Origin of the sequence: Staphylococcus sp. FSL W8-1268, assembly GCF_038003965.1 — a bacterium.
Lineage (GTDB): Bacteria > Bacillota > Bacilli > Staphylococcales > Staphylococcaceae > Staphylococcus > Staphylococcus hominis.
In genome coordinates, this window is the sequence record NZ_JBBOQE010000001.1 from 1,830,135 (window position 1) to 1,854,645 (window position 24,511).

The 24,511-nt window shown below is 31.8% G+C and carries 25 protein-coding genes, 1 tRNA gene and 1 other RNA gene; 5 read left to right on the forward strand and 22 right to left on the reverse strand.

Going from position 1 to position 24,511, the window contains the following annotated elements; genetic code table 11:
- Positions 1 to 55: 55 nt before the first annotated feature.
- The 12 genes from ssrA to NST64_RS09395 form a co-directional block, all read right to left on the reverse strand.
- Positions 56 to 417: a transfer-messenger RNA gene (ssrA, locus tag NST64_RS09340) on the reverse strand.
- Positions 418 to 503: 86 nt separating this feature from the next.
- Positions 504 to 974, reverse strand: coding sequence for an SsrA-binding protein SmpB (gene smpB / locus NST64_RS09345; RefSeq protein WP_002448235.1), 471 nt, complete (start codon positions 972 to 974; stop codon positions 504 to 506).
- Between the two features lie 24 nt (positions 975 to 998).
- Complete coding sequence (gene rnr / locus NST64_RS09350; protein WP_049418669.1) at positions 999 to 3,377, reverse strand: ribonuclease R; 2,379 nt, start codon at positions 3,375 to 3,377, stop codon at positions 999 to 1,001.
- A 37-nt stretch (positions 3,378 to 3,414) separates the two neighbouring features.
- Positions 3,415 to 4,155: an alpha/beta hydrolase gene (locus NST64_RS09355; RefSeq protein ID WP_049418667.1), complete on the reverse strand. Its 741-nt coding sequence runs from the start codon at positions 4,153 to 4,155 to the stop codon at positions 3,415 to 3,417.
- 204 nt (positions 4,156 to 4,359) lie between these two features.
- Positions 4,360 to 4,593 carry a preprotein translocase subunit SecG gene (gene secG, locus NST64_RS09360; RefSeq protein ID WP_002448159.1) on the reverse strand — a complete coding sequence of 78 codons (234 nt, stop codon included), beginning with the start codon at positions 4,591 to 4,593 and terminating at the stop codon, positions 4,360 to 4,362.
- A gap of 67 nt (positions 4,594 to 4,660) precedes the next feature.
- On the reverse strand, positions 4,661 to 5,131 hold the full coding sequence (locus NST64_RS09365) for a hypothetical protein (protein WP_049418665.1): 471 nt from the start codon (positions 5,129 to 5,131) through the stop codon (positions 4,661 to 4,663).
- A gap of 173 nt (positions 5,132 to 5,304) precedes the next feature.
- Complete coding sequence (eno, locus tag NST64_RS09370; protein ID WP_002448208.1) at positions 5,305 to 6,609, reverse strand: surface-displayed alpha-enolase; 1,305 nt, start codon at positions 6,607 to 6,609, stop codon at positions 5,305 to 5,307.
- Positions 6,610 to 6,740: 131 nt separating this feature from the next.
- Positions 6,741 to 8,258 (reverse strand): 2,3-bisphosphoglycerate-independent phosphoglycerate mutase, encoded by a 1,518-nt coding sequence (gene gpmI / locus NST64_RS09375; protein WP_049418664.1) that lies wholly within the window; start codon positions 8,256 to 8,258, stop codon positions 6,741 to 6,743.
- 2 nt (positions 8,259 to 8,260) lie between these two features.
- A complete protein-coding gene (gene tpiA, locus NST64_RS09380; protein WP_049432213.1) occupies positions 8,261 to 9,022 on the reverse strand; it encodes a triose-phosphate isomerase in 762 nt (253 codons plus the stop codon).
- Between the two features lie 111 nt (positions 9,023 to 9,133).
- Positions 9,134 to 10,324 (reverse strand): phosphoglycerate kinase, encoded by a 1,191-nt coding sequence (locus NST64_RS09385; protein ID WP_002455603.1) that lies wholly within the window; start codon positions 10,322 to 10,324, stop codon positions 9,134 to 9,136.
- Positions 10,325 to 10,468: 144 nt separating this feature from the next.
- Positions 10,469 to 11,476 (reverse strand): type I glyceraldehyde-3-phosphate dehydrogenase, encoded by a 1,008-nt coding sequence (gene gap, locus NST64_RS09390; RefSeq protein WP_002448134.1) that lies wholly within the window; start codon positions 11,474 to 11,476, stop codon positions 10,469 to 10,471.
- Positions 11,477 to 11,522: 46 nt separating this feature from the next.
- The gene (locus NST64_RS09395; protein WP_049418659.1) at positions 11,523 to 12,542 is read right to left on the reverse strand and encodes a sugar-binding transcriptional regulator; all 1,020 of its coding nucleotides are present in this window, start codon (positions 12,540 to 12,542) and stop codon (positions 11,523 to 11,525) included.
- Between the two features lie 267 nt (positions 12,543 to 12,809).
- Between NST64_RS09395 and NST64_RS09400 the strand changes: the two genes are divergently transcribed.
- Positions 12,810 to 13,037: a hypothetical protein gene (locus NST64_RS09400; protein WP_002448224.1), complete on the forward strand. Its 228-nt coding sequence runs from the start codon at positions 12,810 to 12,812 to the stop codon at positions 13,035 to 13,037.
- Between the two features lie 52 nt (positions 13,038 to 13,089).
- Here the strand turns inward: NST64_RS09400 and NST64_RS09405 are convergent, their stop codons facing one another.
- Positions 13,090 to 13,854, reverse strand: coding sequence for a DUF4887 domain-containing protein (locus NST64_RS09405; protein WP_049418658.1), 765 nt, complete (start codon positions 13,852 to 13,854; stop codon positions 13,090 to 13,092).
- A 188-nt stretch (positions 13,855 to 14,042) separates the two neighbouring features.
- Between NST64_RS09405 and NST64_RS09410 the strand changes: the two genes are divergently transcribed.
- The 3 genes from NST64_RS09410 (at position 14,043) to NST64_RS09420 (ending at position 15,580) form a co-directional block, all read left to right on the forward strand.
- Positions 14,043 to 14,213, forward strand: a complete 171-nt coding sequence (locus NST64_RS09410; RefSeq protein ID WP_185956581.1) for a hypothetical protein — start codon at positions 14,043 to 14,045, stop codon at positions 14,211 to 14,213.
- Between the two features lie 267 nt (positions 14,214 to 14,480).
- On the forward strand, positions 14,481 to 15,380 hold the full coding sequence (locus NST64_RS09415; protein ID WP_049418656.1) for a TIGR01777 family oxidoreductase: 900 nt from the start codon (positions 14,481 to 14,483) through the stop codon (positions 15,378 to 15,380).
- Between the two features lie 17 nt (positions 15,381 to 15,397).
- Positions 15,398 to 15,580 (forward strand): hypothetical protein, encoded by a 183-nt coding sequence (locus tag NST64_RS09420; RefSeq protein ID WP_002448125.1) that lies wholly within the window; start codon positions 15,398 to 15,400, stop codon positions 15,578 to 15,580.
- A 52-nt stretch (positions 15,581 to 15,632) separates the two neighbouring features.
- Here NST64_RS09420 and clpP read toward each other — a convergent pair whose 3' ends face one another.
- Positions 15,633 to 16,220: an ATP-dependent Clp endopeptidase proteolytic subunit ClpP gene (gene clpP, locus NST64_RS09425; RefSeq protein ID WP_002448228.1), complete on the reverse strand. Its 588-nt coding sequence runs from the start codon at positions 16,218 to 16,220 to the stop codon at positions 15,633 to 15,635.
- A 177-nt stretch (positions 16,221 to 16,397) separates the two neighbouring features.
- Between clpP and NST64_RS09430 the strand changes: the two genes are divergently transcribed.
- Positions 16,398 to 16,469: transfer RNA gene (locus NST64_RS09430), tRNA-Arg, on the forward strand.
- A gap of 67 nt (positions 16,470 to 16,536) precedes the next feature.
- Here NST64_RS09430 and whiA read toward each other — a convergent pair.
- The 8 genes from whiA to hprK form a co-directional block, all read right to left on the reverse strand.
- Positions 16,537 to 17,481 carry a DNA-binding protein WhiA gene (gene whiA, locus NST64_RS09435; protein WP_002448139.1) on the reverse strand — a complete coding sequence of 315 codons (945 nt, stop codon included), beginning with the start codon at positions 17,479 to 17,481 and terminating at the stop codon, positions 16,537 to 16,539.
- Between the two features lie 97 nt (positions 17,482 to 17,578).
- Positions 17,579 to 18,565, reverse strand: coding sequence for a gluconeogenesis factor YvcK family protein (locus NST64_RS09440; RefSeq protein WP_002455608.1), 987 nt, complete (start codon positions 18,563 to 18,565; stop codon positions 17,579 to 17,581).
- Positions 18,562 to 19,476, reverse strand: coding sequence for an RNase adapter RapZ (rapZ, locus tag NST64_RS09445; protein WP_002448066.1), 915 nt, complete (start codon positions 19,474 to 19,476; stop codon positions 18,562 to 18,564). Before rapZ ends, NST64_RS09440 begins: the two co-directional genes overlap by 4 nt.
- Positions 19,477 to 19,629: 153 nt before the next feature.
- Positions 19,630 to 20,571 (reverse strand): thioredoxin-disulfide reductase, encoded by a 942-nt coding sequence (trxB, locus tag NST64_RS09450; protein ID WP_002448085.1) that lies wholly within the window; start codon positions 20,569 to 20,571, stop codon positions 19,630 to 19,632.
- Positions 20,572 to 20,634: 63 nt separating this feature from the next.
- Positions 20,635 to 22,074, reverse strand: a complete 1,440-nt coding sequence (locus NST64_RS09455; RefSeq protein WP_002448040.1) for a tetratricopeptide repeat protein — start codon at positions 22,072 to 22,074, stop codon at positions 20,635 to 20,637.
- Positions 22,075 to 22,091: 17 nt separating this feature from the next.
- Positions 22,092 to 22,571, reverse strand: coding sequence for an acyltransferase (locus NST64_RS09460; protein WP_002455611.1), 480 nt, complete (start codon positions 22,569 to 22,571; stop codon positions 22,092 to 22,094).
- On the reverse strand, positions 22,571 to 23,413 hold the full coding sequence (lgt, locus tag NST64_RS09465; protein ID WP_049418653.1) for a prolipoprotein diacylglyceryl transferase: 843 nt from the start codon (positions 23,411 to 23,413) through the stop codon (positions 22,571 to 22,573). Before lgt ends, NST64_RS09460 begins: the two co-directional genes overlap by 1 nt.
- Positions 23,414 to 23,416: 3 nt before the next feature.
- Positions 23,417 to 24,352 carry an HPr(Ser) kinase/phosphatase gene (hprK, locus tag NST64_RS09470; RefSeq protein WP_049335074.1) on the reverse strand — a complete coding sequence of 312 codons (936 nt, stop codon included), beginning with the start codon at positions 24,350 to 24,352 and terminating at the stop codon, positions 23,417 to 23,419.
- Positions 24,353 to 24,511 lie beyond the last annotated feature (159 nt).

Below are 24,511 nucleotides of genomic sequence, written 5' to 3' on the forward strand. Positions count from 1 at the left end.
AAACTACCCTAATATATATTAAAAAAACCTGCAACCAATAAGGTTACAAGCTATAAGATGGAGGCGGCGGGATTCGAACCCGCGTCCAGAGGTCCTGATACAAATCTTTCTACGTGTGTAGTCTATTGATTCATTTCGCATATTGGTAAGCAACAGACAACCAACAATATGCTAGTTTGATTAAATTTCATCTAAACAGACTTCAAACGGCAGTGTTTAGCATATCCTATTAGGGTTGAATCGCGTTAACAGCACATAGGAAATGCTGTTAGGCGATGCAGAGCGCTATTACGCAGCTACTGCTAAATTATTGTTTGATTTGTCAGTTATATTTAACCGAATGTGTTGATGACGGAGACAACCCTCCGACACGCTTAATAAGCTCGGGGGACCCCTGTCGAATCCAAAAACGCCCCCGCAATATCATAAAATATAAGATACAGTTTAATTTAAACAACTTTACTTATCATAACAAATAGAGCCCGATTAAGCAACAATTATGCTTAATAACGGGCTTTCATTGCACGATCAACGTCTCGTTTCATTGCTTTATCTTTCAATGCTTGACGTTTATCATGCAGTTTTTTACCACGAGCTATGCCTAATAAAACTTTACATTGTCCATGTTTTAAATACAATTTTAAAGGAATAATCGAATATCCAATTTCTCTTGTACGTTCGCCTAGTTTGATAATCTCTTTTTTATGCAATAACAACTTTCTTGACCGTAATGGATCATGATTAAAACGATTTCCTTCTTCGTATGGAGCAATATGCATATTATTAATGTACATTTCTCCACGCTTCACTTGTGCATAACTATCTTTTAAGTTCGCACTACCACGTCGAATCGATTTAATTTCTGTACCTTGAAGCACAATGCCTGCTTCAATGGTATCTTCAATATTATAATCATGTCTTGCTTTACGGTTTTCAGCCAACGTACCTGGTGATTTTGTTTTTTTCTTGGCCATTAATGTATGTCACCTCTTTGCTGATTATTTTTTCTTACGACGCGCTTTTTTCTTAATATGTTTATCTTTATAAAAAGGTTTATGCTTAGTTGAGCTTTGTTTATCAAGTTGACGTTGATTTTTACCCTTACGTTGTTTACGCTTTTTCTTTTTGTTTTTTTGATGATTGTCTTTAGATTTATCTAAAGATTTACCACGTGTTTTAGCTTGAATCGTTTTTCCACGAGCAGGACGCTGTGATTTATCCTTTTTAGGTAATGGCATGCCAACAATTTGAAAATCTATCATGCGTTCATCTACGTCTACATGAGTAACTTTAACTGTTACCTCATCACCAATTCTAAACACTTTAGCATGTCGTTCACCTATCAATGCCATTTGTCGTTCATCAAATTGATAATAATCATCTGTCATATTAGAAATATGAACCATACCTTCTATCGTATTTGGTAATTCAATGAACATACCAAAATTGGCAACAGAGCTTACAATACCTTCAAATTCATCGCCAATATGTTGAATCATATACTCTGCTTTCTTCAACTCATCTGTATCTCTTTCTGCTTCAATTGCACGACGTTCACGTTGAGATGTATGTTCTGCTAATTCTGGTAATGTTTCTTCCCATTGATGCATCTCTTTATGATTCATAGAGTGATCGACAAGATACTTACGAATTAAGCGATGGACAGTTAAATCTGGATAACGACGAATCGGAGAAGTAAAATGTGTATAATATTCTGCTGACAAGCCAAAATGACCTAAATTCGTATCATCATAATGTGCTTGTTGCATTGAACGTAACATCATTGTTGAAATAACCATTTGCTCAGAACGACCTTCAACTTCTTCTTGGATAGATTGTAATGTTGAAGGATGAATATCTTCGCCTGTGCCTTTAACCATAATACCAAAATTAGTAATAAAGTCGAAGAACTGGCGTAATCGATCTGATTTTGGTTGTTCATGAACACGATAAATAAATGGCACTTCTAATTTGTTAAAATGTTCAGCAACTGTTTCATTGGCTGCTAACATAAATGATTCAATTAAACGCTCTCCTTCACCACGTTCTCGCAATATTACATCTGTAGGTAGGCCTTCTTGATTGACCAATACTTTAGCTTCATTAATATCAAAATCAATTTCACCACGACGTTTACGCATACGGACAAGTCGATTAGATAAATCTTGTGCCAAATCTAACATTGGAACAATTTCACTGTATTGTTGACGCACTTCTGTATTTTTTTCGGTAATAATTTGATTCACTGCATCATACGTCATACGATAGTTTGAATGAATAACACTATCAAATATGTCATGATTCACCACTTCGCCACGCTCATTTATTTCCATACGACAACTTAATGTTAAACGATCTACTTCAGGATTTAATGAACAGATACCATTACTTAAACGGTGTGGAATCATTGGAATAACACGGTCTACTAAATATACACTCGTTGCTCTATCATAAGCTTCTTTATCTAGCGCAGAGCCTTCTTTTACGTAATAACTTACGTCTGCAATACTTACTGTCAATTCCGTATGTCCATTATCTAGACGTTTAACGCTAATTGCATCGTCTAAATCTTTAGCATCTGCACCATCTATTGTAATTGTAAGATCGTTTCTTAAATCTCTTCGTCCTTTAATTTCTTCGGGTTTTATTTCTTCAGGGACTGATTCCGCTTCTTTTAATACCTCATCAGGAAATTCAATCTCAATTCCATGCTGATATATAATTGAAAGAATATCTACTCCTGGATCATTTTTATGACCTAGAATAGCAGAAACATGTCCTTCTGGATTATCTGTGCCATCAGCATATTTTGTGATTTGGACAAGTACTTTATGACCATCTACGGCTCCAAGACTCTGTCCTTTAGGTATAAATATATCTTGCATAATACGTTTATCATCAGGAATGACAAAACCAAAATGTTTTGCTTCACTATACGTACCTACCACTTGTGTGACAGAATGTTTTTCTATAGATTTTACTTCACCTTCAACTTTTCCACGATGCTCTCCTCTGGATTTTTGTAATTCAACTATTACTGTATCTCCATCTAAAGCACGGTTAATCTTTGTTGGTGGAATAAAAATATCTTCAAATTCTTCGTTTTCTGGGCGTAAAAAAGCAAAGCCTTTTTTATTTTGACTTAAAGTACCTCTTATTAATTTTGAACTTAAATTCTTATTTGATGCTTTACGTTGATAGCGATCTGTCTTTGTTCGCTCTACCAATCCTACTTGTTCAAGTTCAACGAGCACCTTTATTAATTCTCTAAATGAGTCGGCACTACTAAGACCTAAAGCATCTTGAAAGTCTGATACAGACATCGGTTCATAATCAGGTTGTTTTACAATTTCTTCAATGGATTGCTTTAAATTCATCATGCCCCTCCTTTCTTTAATCAATTATTTTTATGATTTATTCAGACCAGTCTAATCCTTCTAAAAACTCATATACATCTTCAAACACTTGTTCTTTTTCTTTATCAATTGTAATGACATGTCCTGAATTTGCATACCATTTAATTTGTTTTTCATCTGAATCTACATTTTCATATATATAATTTGCTGACTGAGGATCAATCATTTCATCTTTTTCAGCTTGAACTACTAAAATAGGATCTAAAACTTCATCTACATCATTACGCACACCACTTAACGTATCACTAAGTTCTTTGAGTGTTTCAGTAGGATGAAAATCTTCCATTTCTTTATCAATCGTTGCTTGGTCTTTACCTTCATATTTTTTAAAATTACGTGCATATTCTAAAAAACCTTCATAGATTGTACCTTCTGTTTTTACTTCGGCAGGTGCACACATTGTTATGATACCTTTTACAGGACGGTTTAAACTTAACTTCAATGCAAATACACCGCCTAATGACAATCCAGCTACCGCTATATCTTCATAACCTTGTTCTACAAGATAATCATAGCCATCAAGTACATCTTTAAACCATACATATGGACTAGATTTTAATATCTCTTCTGGTGGCGCAGCATGCCCTTCATACTGTGGTGCATAGGAAGTATAACCCTTTTTTTGTAAAAATCTACCAAGTTGTCTTACATCAGATGAATTACCGGTGAATCCATGTAAGAGTAAGACTGCTCTTTTACCTTCTTGGAAAAAGAAAGGTTGAGGTAACTTAATTTGCATTTTTTATCCCTCTCTAACAAAAATTATAATATGATTACTTTTTTATTTTGTACTAATAGATTGTATTCATTATATAATCAATCTATTTTATTCCCTTAATAGCTTAAAAATATGCATTGATGATCATATTAAAATAATGATTTCATTATAAAATGTGTTAACTCTATTATAAATAAAAAAGCCCGACATTGATATCGTCGGACCTTATAAACCAAAATAACTTATTCCAATCATTATTAAAAAGAAAATGATGGCTAACACAATTGTTAATCTATGCAAGAATAAATCGACGCCACGTTGTTTTTGCTTACCAAATAACTGTTCAGCGCCCCCACTAATCGCACCCGAAAGTCCATTACTTTTACTTTCTTGGAGTAATACAACAGTAATTAATGCAATACAATCAATAATTAATAAGACCATAAATAATGTATGCATGAAAATTGTCCTCCGTTCATTATATACGTTCCGAATTATAACATATTCTTAATATAGTTATCAAATACTATCGATTAAATGTACTTTTACGTACAATTGAAATAATTAACATATATATTGCTAATATTGTTGAACCAATCACGACGATTAAAATAGGTAAAATAAATAAAATAGATTTTGTTTCAATAATAGCATTTAACACCATCGTTAAGTTGACAAGTGTAAATAATACATTTGATACATATACGGCAAACATAAACCACCAAAGATATTTATGTCGATTCCATAAAGCAATTACTCCAGCTAAATATGCGAGAATATACATAATACCTGTATATCTAAAACTATTTAAAATGTTATCTACTGCACTGCTTGATGCTTCTTGATGTGCTAGTGTTAACAGTGTTTTAGCAGTGTGAGCATCTAAAGCAATAAAATTATGGATAATTAATAATATACAAAATACAAGCGAACTATATCCAATCCATTGACCGGCAATACGTTCTCTTTTATTTGACTGATTAAGTTGTTGATCCATCTTCAATTCTCCTTCTTTCAATTACAGGATTATTATATCAGTTTCATCAATGAAGTTAAATCTTACACTTCGAGGCTATTATTTAAAATTTTATATTAAAAAAAGCCTGTCATAGTCTCAACTCTATGACAGGCAAACGCGTGAACTCTATTAATTTTAGTATGTCACTAAAATTATTTATCTAAATTGTAGAAAGATTTAATTCCGTCAAATTTTGCTGTTTCAAATAATTCATCTTCAATACGTAGTAATTGATTATATTTCGCAATACGATCTGTTCTTGATAATGAACCAGTTTTAATTTGACCAGCATTTGTTGCTACTGCGATATCAGCAATTGTTGTATCTTCAGTTTCACCAGAACGGTGAGATACTACCGCAGTGTAACCAGCTTTTTGAGCCATTTCAATAGCATCAAATGTTTCAGTTAATGTACCAATTTGGTTTACTTTGATTAAGATTGAGTTACCAATACCTTGTTCAATACCTCTAGAAAGAATTTCAGTATTAGTTACGAATAAATCGTCACCTACTAATTGAACTTTGTCACCGATACGATCAGTTAATTGTTTCCAACCGTCCCAGTCATTTTCATCCATACCATCTTCAATTGTAATGATTGGATATTTACTAATTAATTCTTCTAAGTAGTCAACTTGTTCAGCTGCACTACGTTTCGCACCATGTTCACCTTCGAATTTAGTGTAGTCATATACACCATTTTCATAGAATTCAGATGACGCACAGTCAAATCCTAAGAATACATCTTCGCCTGGTTTGTAACCAGCTTTTTCAATCGCTTTAATGATTGTTTCAACTGCATCTTCAGTACCGTCAAATCTTGGAGCAAAACCACCTTCGTCACCTACAGCAGTTTCTAATCCGCGTTCACTTAAAATTGATTTTAAGTTATGGAAAATTTCAGCACCCCAACGTAATGCTTCTTTAAATGACTCAGCACCAGTTGGTAAAATCATGAATTCTTGGAATGCAATTGGTGCATCTGAGTGAGAACCACCGTTAACAATATTCATCATTGGCACTGGTAATTGTTTACCGTTAAATCCACCGAAATATTTGTATAATGGTTGACCTAATAAGTCAGCAGCTGCACGTGCAACGGCAATAGACACACCTAAAATAGCGTTTGCACCTAATTTACCTTTGTTAGGTGTTCCGTCTAATTGAATCATCATTTTATCAATTGATACTTGATCTAAAACTGAAAATTCACCTTCAACGATTTCTGGAGCGATAATTTCGTTTACATTTTCAACAGCTTTTGTAACACCTTTACCGCTATAACGTGATTTATCTCCATCACGTAATTCAACTGCTTCGTGTTCACCAGTAGAAGCACCTGAAGGTACTAAAGCACGACCAAAAGCACCACTTTCAGTTAATACTTCAACTTCAACTGTTGGGTTACCACGTGAGTCTAATACTTCGCGAGCATAAACATCTGTAATAATTGGCATAATAAATAATCTCCTTTAAATTTAGATTCCTTAATTATTATAACTATTTTTTGTTATTTAATAAAATATTTATACTAAGATGACTTAATATTAAAGAATAATATTAAATCATCTTAGTATTTACAACTTTACTAATGCTTAATTAAAGATTCACCTGTCATGTCTGACGGTTGTTCAACATTTAATAAGTCTAGTAATGTAGGTGCTAAGTCACCTAAACGACCAGTTTCACGTAATGTTACATCTTCTTTAGTAACAATTACTGGAACTGGGTTTGTAGTATGAGTAGTCATAGGTTGATCATCATCAGTTAAAACTTGATCTGAGTTACCATGGTCAGCTGTAATTATTGCATAGCCATTCATATCTAAAATTTTATCAACCACTTCACCTAAACATTCATCTACTGCTTCAATTGCTTTGATTGTTGGTTCAAGCATACCACTATGACCTACCATGTCAGGGTTAGCAAAGTTTAAAATAATTAAATCTAAATCACCTTTGTCTAACTCTTCTAACAATGTATCTTTAACTTCGTATGCACTCATTTCAGGTTTTAAATCATACGTAGCAACTTTAGGTGAATCGATTAAGCGACGACGTTCACCTTCAAATTCTTCATTACGTCCACCACTCATGAAATAAGTAACATGTGGGTATTTTTCAGTTTCTGCAATACGTAATTGTTTTAAATTATTATTTTGAGCAACTTCACCAATTGTATTAGTTAAATCAACTTTTTCAAATACGACTTCTGCATCAACATTATCATTATATTTAGTAAATGTTGCATAGAATAAATCATTTACACGCTCAACTTTAAAGCCGTCAAATGCTTTATTTGTAAATATTTCAGATAATTGTGCTGCTCTATCAGGACGGAAATTGAAGAAGATAACAGCATCACCATCTTGAACACCTTCATTTTGTCCTTCAATTATGAAAGGTTCAACAAATTCGTCTGTAACGTCATTTTCATAATTCGCTTCTACACCTTCTTTAGCGCTCGCATAAGAAGGTCCTTCGAAATTGCGAATAGCATTATAAGCTTTTTCTTCACGATCCCAACGTTTATCACGATCCATAGCGTAATAACGACCTGAAATCGATGCAAATTGACCTACACCAAGTTCTTTAAATTTAGCTTCTGTTTCTTCAATATATTTAATTGCTGATTTTTGATCTACATCACGACCATCTAAAAATGCATGTACATACACTTTATCTAAACCTTTTTGTCTAGCAAGTTCTAATAATGCAAATAAATGTTTGTAATGACTGTGAACACCGCCATCTGAAAGTAAACCAAATACATGTAATGCTGAATCGTGATCTTTAACGTGTTGAGCTGCTTTACCTAACACTTCATTTTCGTAGAAATCACCATCTTCAATGGATTTATTAATACGAGTTAAACTTTGATAGACAATACGACCTGCACCTATATTCATATGACCTACTTCAGAGTTACCCATTTGACCTTCGGGAAGGCCAACATCTAAACCACTTGCTTCAATTTGAGTCGTAGGATATGTGTTGTAATAACGATCGAAATTGGGTTTATGCGCTTGTTTTACTGCATTACCATGTTCACTTTCACGGTTAGCAAAACCGTCTAAAATAATTAATGCTGTTGGTTGTTTAGCCATAATTATTTAGCACCTTCTAACAATTGTACAAAATCATCTACTTTAAGTGATGCGCCACCAACTAATGCACCATCGATATCTGATTGAGCCATATATTCTTTAACATTATTTGGTTTCACACTACCACCATATTGAATACGAGTCGCATCAGCTACATCTTGACTAGACACGTCTGCTACTGTTTTACGTACTTGTGCACACATTTCATTTGCATCTTCTGAAGTAGCTGATTTACCAGTACCGATTGCCCAAATTGGTTCGTAAGCAATGACAACTTCTTTAAGTTGATCTTCTGACAAGCCTTTTACTGCTTCTTTTACTTGGTTGCTTACTACTTGGTTAGCTTTGCCATTTTCTCTTTCTTCATCTGTTTCACCAACACAAATAATTGGTGTCATTCCATGATTAAATACTGCATGTGCTTTTTTATTTACATCTTCATCTGTTTCATGGAATAATTCACGACGTTCTGAATGTCCAATAACGACATATTTAACACCTAAATCAGCTAATGCCACTGGAGAAGTTTCTCCTGTATATGCACCATTATCTTCAAAATAAGTGTTTTGAGCACCAATTTTTAATCCTTTTGCTTTGCCATCATTCACTAGAGAGATTAATGCATCTAATTGAATTGTTGGCGCACAAATTACTGATTCAACTTCCTTTTCATCAGGTAATGTAGGTAAATTGTTTACAAAGTCTTTAGCTTCTTGAACTGTTTTATTCATTTTCCAGTTACCAGCTATGATTGGTTTTCTCATTATTGACACTCCTATTATTAATAAATTTAAAATTAATTATAAATATTTACGTTCTTTTATTGTTTTCCCATGAAAATCATAAAAGAAACATTTTTATTATTTAAATAAATATTATTTATCGTTAATTGCTTTGATACCAGGTAATTCTTTACCTTCAAGGTATTCTAATGAAGCACCGCCACCAGTTGAAATATGAGTGAAATCCTCTTCAAATCCTAGTGAAATTGCAGCCGCTGCTGAATCACCGCCACCGATAATTGTGATTGCATCTTCTAAGTTAGCAATTGCTTTACATACACCAATTGTACCTTTAGCAAAATTACTAAATTCAAATACACCCATAGGTCCGTTCCATACTACTGTATGAGCACCTTGTAATTCTTTAGTAAATAACTCTATTGTTTTTGGTCCAATATCCATTGCTTCTTGATCACTTGGAATTTCATCAATAGATACTTCAGTGATTTTAGCATCGTTTGAAAATTCTTTAGCTACTTTACAATCAACAGGTAATACAATTTGATCGCCATTTTTTTCTAAAAGTTCTTTAGCAAAGTCAATTTTATCTTCTTCTAATAAAGATAGACCAATTTCTTTACCTTGTGCTTTTAAAAATGTATATGCCATACCGCCACCAATAATGATTTTATCAGCGATATTCACTAAATTTTTAATAACACCAATTTTGTCAGATACTTTAGCACCACCTAAAATAGCCACAACTGGTTTATGCGGGTCATTTACCACACCACCAATAAATTTAATTTCTTTTTCCATTAGGTAACCTGCAGCTGTTTCTAGATGAGTAGAAATACCAACATTTGAAGCATGTTCACGGTGTGCAGTACCAAATGCATCATTTACAAACACATCACCTAATGATGCCCAATACTTACCTAATTCAGGATCATTTTTAGATTCTTTTTTACCGTCTAAATCTTCAAAACGAGTATTTTCAACTAATAATACATCGCCTTCATTTAAATTTTTAATTGCAGATTCTAATTTTTCACCGCGTGTTTCTGGAACAAACACAACTTCTTTGCCTAATTTTTCAGTTAATGAATCTGCTACTGGTTTTAAAGTTAACTCTTTTTTATCACTTTCTTCTTTAACTTTACCTAAGTGAGAGAATAATACCAATTTACCGCCTTGTTCTAAAATATATTTAATTGTTGGTAAGGCTTGAACAATACGGTTATCATTTGTAATTTCACCATTTTTTAAAGGTACGTTAAAGTCAGCACGTTCAAGTACAACTTTTCCTTTTAAGTCTAAATCAGAAACAATTTTTTTTGCCATTATAATTTCCTCCTTTAAATAGGAATTATTAATATAAAAATAAGCGGAGAAGCGTTAGTGCTCCCCGCTTACTCATAAGCTAACTTAATTCAACATTTTATATAAGTGTACTGAGCACAAGTTTTATTAAACTAGGCTACGAAATTATTTAGTTAATTCAGCTAAATATTCTAAAGTACGTACTAATTGAGAAGTATAAGACATTTCGTTGTCATACCAAGCAGCTACTTTAACTAATTGTTTGTCGCCAACTGAGATGACACGAGTTTGAGTTGCATCGAATAATGAACCAAAGTTCATACCAACAATATCTGATGATACGATTTCATCTTCAGTGTAACCGAATGATTCGTCAGCAGCATTTTTCATTGCTTTGTTAACATCTTCAACTGTTACTTCTTTTTCTAATACAACTGTTACTTCAGTTAATGAACCAGTAGCTACTGGTACACGTTGTGCTCCACCATCTAATTTACCATCGATTTCAGGAATTACTTTACCGATAGCTTTAGCTGCACCTGTTGAGTTAGGTACGATGTTTTGTGCTGCTGCACGTGCACGACGTTTGTCACCTTTTCTGTGTGGACCATCTTGAGTCATTTGGTCACCAGTGTAAGCATGGATAGTTGTCATTAAACCTTCAACAATACCAAATTCATCATTTAAAACTTTAGCAACTGGTGCTAATGAGTTTGTAGTACATGAAGCACCTGATACTACTGTTTCAGATCCATCTAAGTCTTTGTGGTTTGTGTTAAATACGATAGTTTTAACATCACCTTTGGCTGGAGCAGAAATTAATACTTTTTTAGCTCCTGCATTAATGTGTGCTTCAGCTTTTTCTTTTTCTGTATAGAAACCAGTACATTCTAATACTACGTCGATATCTAAATCGCCCCATGGTAATTTACTTGCATCTGGTTCTTCAAAAGATTTAACTTCTTTACCATTTACACGGAAACCACCTTCAACTACTTCTACGTCTCCGTTAAAGCGACCTTGCATAGTGTCATATTTTAATAAATGAGCTAACATTTCGTCGTCTGTTAAGTCGTTTACTGCAACTACTTCAATACCTTCTACGTCTTGAATTCTTCTGAATGCTAAACGACCAATTCTACCAAAACCATTAATTGCTACTTTTACTGCCATTATAATGGCCTCCTTTAAAATGATATTTAAAAAGTTAAATAACTTTTTATTCCTTATTTAATATTACTTTAGCTGCTGCTTCATCAGTAATTAATATTGTATTTTTTGGGGCAATACTGAGATATGCTTTGATAGCTTCTCCCTTAGACATGCCACCAGCAACAGCATATATAAAATCTTTGCTTTCTAAATCTTCAAGTTGTAATCCAATAGTTTTTACTTTTTGAACTACATGACCTTGAGCGTCAAAATAATATCCGAAAGCTTCTCCAACGGCTTGATGATGTTGAAGTCTTTCAATCACCTCATCAGATGATTGTCTACGGTGCGCCATCTTCAGCGCATCACCAATACCGTGTATTGTTATATTTGCTTGTTTAATCTTTTCTAATGTATGCACAACTGATGGTTCCATCAGTAATGTATTATATGTTGATTCGCTAACATTATCTGGTACATATAGCGTGGTATAATAACCACCACTTTGTTGTGCCATACTTGCTGCAATTGTATTTGCTTGATAAACCATATTTTCACCAAGACCACCACGTGCAGGAACAAAAAACACATTAAATGGTAATAAATGCATTGCTCGGCTAACATTAGCCATTGTTGATCCACCTGTCACTGATACAATTGCATCTTCATACAATATATCTTCTAGTAAATGACCTGCTTGTCTCCCCATCTCAGACTTAACTTCTTCATGCATGTCAGCATTTCCAGGTATGACATATACTTCTTTAATTCCAAAGTTGGACTTAATATGTTTAGCATAATGATTATCATCTTTATATACTTTAAAGTAATCACTTAATTGATTAAGTACTTTTGTACCTTCTTCAGTGATTTCCATACCAGTTGATTTTACTTGTATAAGATTTTGCTTTTTTAATATGTCTGTTTCTGTTCTTAAGACTCTTTCTGTAATATCCATATGTTCGCTTAAACTTCTACGCCCAACAGGTTCATTATTTGAAATTGTCGTTAAGATAGAGAAACGTCGATACATTTTATCAACTAAGTCAGGAACCAACTTTTGTTGTAGTTTAATCAGGTCTTTCACTACTACCTTCCTCCTATTTTTCTCAAAAGGTAATCGAGAGTTAGAGGGGGTTTGACTTTTTTTGTCCCAGGTGGGACAAAATTCAACCTCTTTACAATTGCAATACTACTATTGTCGTTATAAAAAAGCAAGTGAAAACCTTTATTATTTTAAATAATCTGTTAAATATTTAAAATAGGGTATAGTAAATGCAATAGAGTTAACCTTATAGGTTTTTCAAAAATGATGAATTATAATTTAAACATTAACTAGATAGGAGGAATCACTTTGAAATATAAAGACAATAAGGATGTAGAAGTTTTAGATCCTTCTGATAATAGATATAAAGATGATGACTATTTTAAAAGAGAACAAGAATATCGAGATATTTCTGAACATCACAATACAATACGATATCACTATGGTTGTGGTTGTCCTTTTGGTTGTTTCTCTTCTATTTTTATATCGATTGTTCTTTCAATTATCTTAACATTCTTGCTTAACTGGATATTTTAAAAAAACCTAGAGATACACACATGGTAAAATGTGTATATACCTAGGTCTTTTTTTATTCTTCGTTTGAAGATCTTTGAGATTGTTGGGTATTACTTTTTGATTCTGAAGTAGTTGAACTAGATGATTGTGTTTTAGGTTCGGTAGTAGATGGTTGCATCGTTGATTTTTGTGTTTGGGATGATTGATTTGTATTAGCTCGTTCTTGTGTAGTAGTTGTGTCATTGTTACTTGACTTATGTTGTGATGTTTCAGTTGAAGCATTAGAACGAGAAGATTGACTTGACTGAGTGTTTTTAGTTGATTTATCTGTTTCTTCTTGCGTTGCTTTTTCTTGAGTTGGTGCGTTTTCTTTTTGTTGAGTACTTTGAATTTGATTTGTATTAGGTTGTTTTGTAGATGTTTCTTTAGAAGATTGCTGCGTTTGTGCTGTTTTACCTTGATTAGTAGGTTGTACTTTTATTGAATTATTTTGCTCATTAGAATAGTTATCAGTTACATTTGGATTTTTTACGTTATCTAATTTATTTTCTTTACTATTATTTGTATTGTTTTCACTTGTTGTATTTTCTTGCGTACTTTCTTCATTCTTTTTATTACTTTTAGTATCTTTATCTTTCTTATCTTTATGTTCTTCCGTTGACTGATTATTTAAACGTTCATTGACTCTGTTTGAATTATCCACAAAAGCAAAAACTGCAAACACCAATCCACCAAGTAATAGAAGCACAATAAGTGTACTAATTATTTTAGAAATACCACTCATCTTTTTCTTTTCATGTGCTTCATAGTCTTTAAGATTTCTATTTTTTTTTGACATGGACTCCCTCACTTCTTAATTATCTATTCATCCTTTAATATAGCAATCTATTTTACATTATTTCCTTTTAAAAAAATATTAAAAATACTTAAGTACATATATAAATGGAATACTCATTCAATTATATATGATAACATCATATATAAATAACTACACTATCAATATAATGTAAATTTTGGAGTGACAAAATGAAAAAAGATACTTTTGACACATTATTCAAACATCATTCAAGCAATAAAATTAAATCTATGATGTTAAGTAATGATGATTTTGATGAAAGTAAAAACTCAAAATTTGATATATTTATTGGCATTTTAATTCCTATAATCATATTATTCTTAATCTTATTTATAAAGTAATATAATAGAAACTTGAAAGAGAAGAGAATAGAAAGAAATTAAAATGACTTTTGTTTTGTAAATTAGTATATTAAAAGTATAAACATACTTTTTAAATATTCTACTATTCTCTATAGCAAAGCTATACTTATATTATAGCTAAATTTAGGTAATTTAATGACCGTATTTTCTAAAGTTAATGACATAATCTTGAATGCTTTTTGAGCATCTTTCTCTACATTGTCATTAAAAAATTTATTTTCTTTATAAAAAATGAGGTGTTAGTAAATGAAACAATTTTTAATTACTGGTGGAACTGGAATGGTAGGTAGTCATTTAGTAAATGAAATTAAAAAAAGAGAGGCTCATATTACAATTTTAACTCGTAGTGATAAACAAAGTGATGAGTCTAAGATAACGTATGTTAACTGGTCTAAAAAAGGATGGGAAAATCAAGTACCAGATATTGATGTAGTCATTAATTTAGCAGGAGCTACATTAAATAAACGTTGGACATCCTCTTACAAACAAACGATTATGACAAGTCGTATTCAATCGACTGAATCTTTAGTTCATTTATTTGAGCAACGTCAACATAAACCTGAAGTGCTTTTTAATGCAAGTGCTATGGGTTATTATCCTCCAAGTTTACATCGAACTTATACAGAACAATATCAAACACTTCCTTTTGATTTCCTGTCAGATGTCGTTTATCAATGGGAACGATTTGCTCGTCGTTTCGAAAATTTTGGTACACGTGTTATATTGGGAAGATTTAGTATGATTTTGTCTTCTGAAGGTGGCGCACTTCAAACGATGAAACTACCATATAAATTCTACGTAGGCGGCAAATTAGGTTCTGGCCGTCAATGGTATTCTTGGATTCACATAGATGACTTAGTGCGTGCGATTTTATTTACAATTGACGAATCAAATGCAAAAGGTCCATTTAATATGGCTTCTCCAATTCCTGAACGTCAAAATTTATTTGGTTATACACTTGGACGTACGATGCATAAACCACATGAAACGTGGGTGCCATCATTAATTATGCGTGCTGTACTAGGAGAAATGTCGACAGTAGTTCTCGATACTCAAAAAGTCTTACCTAATAAATTAGAAGCATTAGGGTTTAATTTTAGATATAATAATTTAAAAGTTGCACTTGAAGACTTAATTAACGAATAGTATTTGGAGATTTAGTAATGAATGACAACAAGTTAACGTATATCTTACTACTTATCGCTAGTGTATTTTTAATTTTAAATGGTATCTTTGCTTTCGAAAAGAGTATTATTATGGTACTTTTATCTTTCTTCTTTATTATTATAGGATTATTATTAGGGTTTGTAGCTATACATTATTTATTAAAAACTAAAAAACCATAAAAAAAGGAAGAGCATCAATGCTCTTCCTTTTTTACATGTTAAACAATTCTATTTACATATCTTCAGGTTGCATTACATGATCAATTAAACCATATTCTTTTGCTTCATCAGCAGTTAAGAAGTTATCACGATCAGTATCTTTTTGAATTGTTTCAATATTTTGACCTGTACGTTCAGCTAAAATACGATTTAATTTTTCACGTGTTTTTAAGATATGGTTAGCAGCAATTTCAATTTCTGTCGCTTGACCTTGAGCGCCACCTAATGGTTGATGAATCATAACTTCAGCGTTTGGTAAGGCAAAACGTTTACCTTTTGTACCAGCTGCTAATAAGAATGATCCCATTGACGCAGCCATACCAATACAAATTGTTTGTACATCTGGTTTAATGTGTTGAATTGTATCGTAAATAGCAAATCCTGCTGTTACACTACCACCTGGAGAATTGATGTATAAATAAATATCTTTTTCAGAATCTTGAGCTTGTAAGAATAATAATTGTGATACAATTGAATTTGCAACATTATCATCAATTGCTGAGCCTAACATAATAATGCGGTCTTTTAATAGACGAGAATAAATATCATATGCGCGTTCACCACGATTTGTTGTTTCAATAACTGTAGGAATTAAATTCATTATATTTCCTCCTTGTAATTAACTGTTATATTTATTTTACAATAAAAGTCAAAAATGGTCAAAAATAATACCTTTACATTTATTTGACGTTGCGTTTTATAATTTTATACACTATTCATATATTCAAATTGTACTGTTAATTATATATTTAGTACAGAAATTAGTTTTTATATTATACTCCTCGTAGTGTAATGGATAGCACGTAAGATTCCGGTTCTTAAGATAGAGGTTCGATTCCTCTCGAGGGGGCTATTATTAAAAATAGGATGAAACGTTATATTAATGTTTCATCCTATTTTTTAAAACACATTTTATTTTATAATTCGACTTTTTCTCCATTTCTAATTTTATCAGCGAGTTCATTTAATTTTCGTAAGCGATGATTTACTCCTGATTTAGAAATAGGCCCATTTGATATCATTTCTCCTAATTCTTTCAAAGAAATTTCTTGATGTTCTACTCGTAATTTTGCAATCTCTCTTAAACGATCAGGCAAATTATCTAAACCTATTTCTTCATCAATTAATTGAATGCTTTGTACTTGTTTCATAGCTGCACTCACAGTTTTATTTAAATTAGCTGTTTCACAATTTACTAGTCTATTGACAGAGTTTCTCATATCTCTCACTATTCTTACATCTTCAAATTTTAATAGTGCTTGGTACCCCCCTATCAAACTTAAAAACTCAGAAATTTTCTCCGCTTCTTTCAAATAAGAGATACTTCCTTTTTTTCGTTCTAAATGCTTAGCATTTAATCCATAACTGTTCATTAGTTTAGTTAATCCCTCAGCATGCCCTTCATATTGAGAAAAAATTTCTAAATGGTAGGAAGAGGTTTCTGGGTTGTTTACTGATCCACCCGCTAAAAATGCTCCCCTTAAATAGCTTCTACGCATTTCATCATCTTTAATCATACTCGCATCAATATCATGAACAAAAATACCATTTTTTAAAATACCTAATTCATCAAGTATTTCTTTAACACGTACTTTAGTTCGACAAATATAGATATTATTCTTTTTTAATTTCATTTTTTTTCGTACTAAAATTTCTACTTCCACATTAAAAATACGCTTAATTAATGAATATATTCTTCGAGCCGTAGTCGCATTTTCAGTTTGAACATTAATTACAAATTGTTGATTAGATAAACTGAGTGCACCGTTCATCCGAATCAAAGCGCTAAGTTCAGCTTTAGCATTACTTTCATCGACTTCAATACGGGTCAATTCACTTTTCATATCTGATGCAAAACTCATTGATGCTCCCTCCTTTTCTCATCATCATTATTATATGTAATTAACATCTCAAAATATATAACACTCTATATCAAATTATTTTTAAATTCATTAAAATTTATTTTTTAGGTTTAAATTGAATTGTACTTGTTAATTCAAGTGCTAAATCATATATAAGGTTAGCAAGCACCTTTGTATTATGACGAACGAGGACGTGGTCATAAACTTCTACAAGATTTTTAGAAGTAATCATTTTAATATGATTTTCTGTTAATTTTATTTTATTCATATTAACAGGATGAGCATTACGTTCTTTATATCGTTGAAGAATCTGTTCATCAAATGCATCATTACTACAAATAACATAATCAATAAATGGTTCTCCAGCATGTTGATGAATAGCTTTAATATGATCGTAGACATCATAATCATTTGTTTCTCCTGGTTGAGTCATAATATTAGATATGTATAATTTCGGTGCTTGTGAACTTATTATTGCTTTAGAAATACCTTCAATACACAAATTTGAAATTACACTCGTATACAGTGAACCAGGACCTAGAACAATTAAATCCGCTTCTTGTAAAGCATCAACAGCTTCCTGCATGGGTTCTACATTAGATGGTTCTAAATAGACACGTCGAATTTTTTTATTTTTTTTAGGTATTTTAGATTCACCTTCAACAATCTCACCATCTTCTAATACAGCATTTAACATAACATTAGTATTAGTAGATGGAATCACTTTTCCTTTAATGTTTAAAATTTTACTTAATTCTTTCACTGCATGACCAAAGTCATTTTTTATATTTGTGAGTGCTGCAAGTAATAAATTACCTAATGAGTGACCTTCAATTTGATGTTCTTCAAAACGATACTGAAATAATTCTTCTAGAATAGGTTCCGCATCACTTAGCGCTGCAATGACATTTCTAATATCTCCTGGAGCAGGAATAGACATTTCATCCCTAATTTTACCTGTACTACCACCATCATCTGCGACTGTAACAATAGCAGTGATATCTATTGGATATTCTCGTAATCCTCTAGCTAGTACTGAGAGTCCCGTACCTCCTCCGATTAGTACTACTTTCAACTGTTTCATTTCTTCACGCCACTTTCAATATGTGCATCTCTATGATGAACATACACATTATAATCAAATATATCATTTAACTCTTCTCCGATACGCTTAGCTAAGGCTACAGAGCGATGTTGTCCGCCGGTACACCCTATTGCTATAACCAGTTGCGATTTACCCTCTTTTTTATAACCTGGAATCATAAAAATAAGTAAATCCATTAGTTTTTCAAAGAAAGTTTTAGTTTCTTTCCATTTCATCACATAATTATAAACTGCTTCATCTTCTCCAGTCATCGGTCTCAAGTCTTCAACATAATATGGATTAGGTAAAAAGCGTACATCGAATACTAAATCAGCATCTTTCTGAATACCATGTTTAAATCCAAAACTAGTTACATTAATACTAAATGAATTCATTTTTTCATTGGCGAAACGACGTTTGATTCTTTCTTTTAATTCTTTAGGCTTTAACTCTGTAGTATCAATAATGTAATTCGCTATTGACCTAATATTTGAAAGCAATTGTTGTTCTTCTAGAATTGAATCAATTAAAGACATTTGACCATTTTGATTTAAAGGGTGCGCTCTACGTGATTCTTTATATCTAGAAATTAATTTTTCAGTTGTAGCTTCTAAAAACATAATATCTACAATAACATCATTTCGCGTTTTAATTGCATCAATTTCATCTACAAGTGATTTAAATAACTCTTTTCCTCTTAAATCAATTGCAATTGCTACTTTTTGAAGTGAAGGATTACCTTGCTCCATTAACTCCACAAGTTTAGGTAGTAATATAGGCGGTAAATTATCTACACAGAAAAAGCCAATATCTTCTAAACATTGAATAACTAATGATTTACCAGCGCCAGACAATCCCGTAATAACTAATAGTTCACTTTTGCTCATTTCATCATTTATTTGATTAACCATTCTAAGCACCATCCATTTAAGCATACATATATTTATATAACATCATAGCATATATTTTTACATTGCTAACAATTTATATCGACTTTACTGCTAAGAAAAAAGCTAGTAATAATACTTCTATCAGAAGTGATTATTCTAGCTTTAATTAATATCTTAAGCTTCTTCTTTATCATTTAATTCTTCGATATAATCAATTGCACTTTGTGCAGCAATACTACCATCACCTGTAGCAGTTACGATTTGACGTAATCCTTTATCTCTCACGTCTCCAGCTGCAAAAATCCCTGGTACAGAAGTAGTCATATCATCTTTTGTAATAATATAGCCCATATCATTTGTAATACCTAAATTATTAAATGGTGCTGTTAGAGGTTTCATACCAATATAAATAAAGACACCGTCTGCATCTAACGTTTGCTCAGACGCATCTTTTGTTGAAACTAACGTTACAGATCCTACTTTTCCATCTTTTTCATTAATTGATTTCAAAGTGTGACTCCAAATAAAATCAATTTTTTCATTTTTAAATGCACGATCTTGTAGAATTTTTTGGGCTCTTAATTCGTCTCTTCGATGAACAATTGTTACTTTATCAGCGAATTTAGTAAGGAATGCACCCTCTTCTACCGCTGAGTCGCCGCCACCAATAACAAATATATTTTTGTTTTTAAAGAATGCGCCATCACATACTGCACAATAACTTACACCACGACCACCTAATTCTTGTTCACCAGGGACACCAATTTTTTTATATTCTGCACCTGTTGAAATAATCACTGCTCTAGCTGTTATTGTTTTATTTCCTAGATTAATCACTTTGTGATCGCCATTATCTTCAATTGATTTGATATCTCCATATTGATAAGAAGCACCAAATTTTTTCGCATGTTCAAACATTTTTGTTGATAAATCTGGACCTGTAATCATTTCAAAGCCTGGAAAATTTTCAACTTCTTCCGTATTTGCCATTTGTCCTCCAGGCATACCGCGTTCAATCATCACTGTATTTAGATTTGCACGTGATGCATAAACTGCAGCAGTCATTCCAGCTGGTCCAGCCCCAATTATCGCAACATCAAAATCTACTTCGTTCATTTTTATACCTCCTACGTTTATATTAATACGCGCATTATATAGTATTATTTGCTTTTCATAAATTTATATGCTCAATAATTTATCAATTGCGTTATCTAATTTATATCTTGTAGTATTAAAAATTTCAATAATTTTCTTTTTAGTTATATGCTTTTTATGATAACGGTAATATAAATAAACATGTGCCGCAATATATCTATTTAACTCTTTAAAATTAACGCCTTCAACGATTAAAGCTTCTCCTTTATCAATCCAACTGACAAATAATTCTGTATCAAACGATAGTTCTTCAACGTCATATATTTTCTTTAAGCCTTTATGAATAAAATCAAGCTTATTTAAATGTAATCCTTGAACTAAGTAAGTTAAATATAACTTTTCATAGTCATTCATGTTTTCCAATACTGACCAAATGTCTTCAGTCATTAGTATTTCTTTTCCATTTAACTGATTTAATAAAAATACGCCATATAATCGATAATGACTGTCATCATCTAATAATAAAGGTAATATTTTTTGTTCAAATGTGTATTTACTTTCTTCTAATACCCATGGGGCATACCCCACATTTACTTCAGAAATTTGCAATAATTTATCCCAAAATAGTTTACTTTGTTCTTTATTTCCTAAGTAATAATAGTTATAACTTAAAGCATTAAACATTTGAACTGAAACAAACTTACCCTTTTTATATAAAGGTAATAAAAGTTGTTGAGACGCTTTGTACTGTTTAAGATAACTTAGTACAATACCTAACTTAAAACTTTCATCTTCATTCATCGGCATCACTTTATTTAATATTTTTATATATTTGTGATACTTCTCTGTTTCATTAGTATTATATAATAGCAATGTATAATGACATAGTGCATGAACATCCGAGTTATCTTCAGCAAGCAATGTTTCGAATAATTCTTTAGCAATCTCATATTCACTCAAATAAAGATAACACATTGCTAGTAAATTTCTAATAACGCGATGCGACTGAATATCATCGTTTTGTTTTAAAATATACGTTCGTGCTTCTTGTAACCGTCCTTGAGCGAATAAATATTGAAATAATAATTGAACTGCAAATAATTGTGCTTCCATTTCAATTTTATTTTCTTCAATATAAGAAACTTCGAACATGTTTTCTAATTCTTCTCTAAAAGAATCATCATTTGATAAAACTACATAATTAATACCAAACAAGAAGGCCTTGTTTGGCTCATTAAGTTTAATATTCAGTTGACTCAATTGATAATAACTTTCTGATACATTATGATCATTTATAATGCTTTCATAAAACATTTTTTCTGCTTTTTTATTCAAATTCAATTCATTTAAACAATCGGCATACTTAAGTTTTATATCAAAATCTTCAGGTGACAAATCTAGCACATTTCCATAATATTCAGCTGCTTTTCTATAATTTCTCTGTTTATATTTTTGATCTGCCATCTTTCGATAAAAATTCTCATCAAAAGTCATTGGAATAATTTTTTGTTCCTTTCGTGCCATGCTTTGTCACCACTTTCTTATTTATTATGAATTTGCATGGGGTTTCCAAAAGCAATAGTATCATTGGGAACATCTTTAGAGACGATAGTACCTGCTTTAATCATAACGTTATGACCGATTTTCACTCCAGGTAAAATGGTCACATTTGCTCCAATTAAAGTATGAGAACCAATGTCCACTCGTCCATAACGATACTCATTTACTAAAATTTCATGCGTTAATATTGTTGTATTATAACCAATAACAGTATTACTGCCAATAGATATTAACTGGGGATGAAAAATATCAGGCATTACCTTATAGGCAAATGCAGTTCGTTCCCCAATTGACATCTTCAAGAAATGAATATAAACATATCGTTTCACATTTAAAAAAGGAATAAATCGACTTATTTCTATTATTACTGTATTTTTTAACACTTTAGAAAAACGAACAAATTGGTAAATGCGCCATAAGGGATTCATCGACTGTGTATTAATAATAGTTAATCGTCTCATTATTTTACTTTCCCTCTTGAATTCCAAGTTAATGGTCCAGCATTTTTATAAATAGCTGGTTGATATTTTATTCGACGATAGATAATCAAAGTCATACCAATAATAATTAAAATAATTGAAACAAGTTGAGCTACGCGAATATGACTTGTTAACATTAAACTGTCTGTTCGTAATCCTTCAACGAAGAAGCGCCCTAGTGAATACCAAATGAGATATAATGAAAATGTTTCTCCAACGCGTAGATACTTTCTAAGAGTAATTAATATAATAAAACCAAGTATATCCCAAATAGATTCATATAAAAAAGTAGGATGATAGTATACACCTTCAATATACATATTTCGAATAATAAATTCTGGAATATGCATATTTTCTAGAAATGTTCTTGATACTGGTCCGCCATGAGCTTCATGATTCATAAAATTGCCCCATCGCCCTATACCTTGAGCTAATATAATGCTTGGTGCAACAATATCTCCAATTTGAAAAGGATTAAGATTTTTCAATTTACATAGAATAATTCCAGTAATAAAGCCACCTATTAATCCACCGTGAATAGCTATCCCGCCATGCCAAATTTTAGGTATTTCTGATGGATTTTCCATATAATAAGGCCATTGAAATATAACAAAATAAATTCTTGCAACTAGAAATCCGAAAATTGCACAATAAAAAATAATATCTACTAATGTATCTTTATGTAGTCCTATAGATTTCAAGCTTTCTTGAGCAATAAAATATCCAATCAATATTCCTACTGCAATAATAATTCCATACCATTTTATCGATAAAGGACCTATATCGATAGCAGTAGGATTGATATAATTCAAATTAAAAAGCATATACTATATCCCTTCATTCTGATTCCCATTCTTGAGAATTTCTTCATTTAAACGTTGATTAAATTCTTCAGCTGTATTAATACCCATGATATTTAAACGATAATTCATTGCAGCTACTTCTATAATAACAGCAACGTTTCTTCCTGGTCTTACAGGGATTGTTTTTTTAGTTATTTCCGTATCTAAAATCTTTAACGTTTCTTCATTTAAGCCAACGCGATCATATAATTTATTCTTATCCCAATTTTCAAGATTTATATTTAACCGTATTTGTTTTTGGGTTAGAATTGACCCCGCTCCAAATAAAGTCATGACATTGATAATTCCTAGTCCACGTATTTCTAATAAATGTTCAATTAACTTAGGTGGTGTACCAATCAATTCATCTTTCGTAATTTCGCGAATTTCAACATTATCATCTGCTACTAAACGATGACCTCGTTTTACTAATTCTAATGCTGTTTCACTTTTTCCGATGCCAGAGTCTCCTGTAATCAATACGCCTACACCATATACGTCTACTAAAACGCCGTGTAGAGAGGTCGTTTTAGCTAACTCATGTTCTAAAAATGTCGTTAATCGACTCATTAAACTTGTCGTAGCATCTTTAGAAACAATCAAAGGTGTCTCCATTTCTCGAGCCGCTTCAATCAGTTCCTGAGGGGGTTCTAATCCTCTTGTCACAATAATTGCTGGGGTTTCAGGACGACATAATTTTCTCATTCGTCCTCGTCTTTCTTCATCTGGTAATAAATTGTAAAATGATAATTCAGTGGTACCTAATAATTGAATACGATTTGCTGCATAATGAGAAAAATAACCTGCCATTTCTAAACCAGGTCTAGAAATATCAATATTTTTAATTGTTTTATTTAATCCTTTTTCTCCAGTAAATAGCTTCAGTTTTAATACTTTAACCAATCTCTCTGTCGTTAACATGAGTTCACCTCAAAATTCCCTTGAATTAATTCATCTCTTATCATATCAAAAATATAACAATATGTTATATAAAAAAGGAGTAGAAAATTATTTTTCTACTCCTTTTTTCAAAACCATTAAAATGATATTCTACTTCATTTATACTCTAAAAAAGCACTA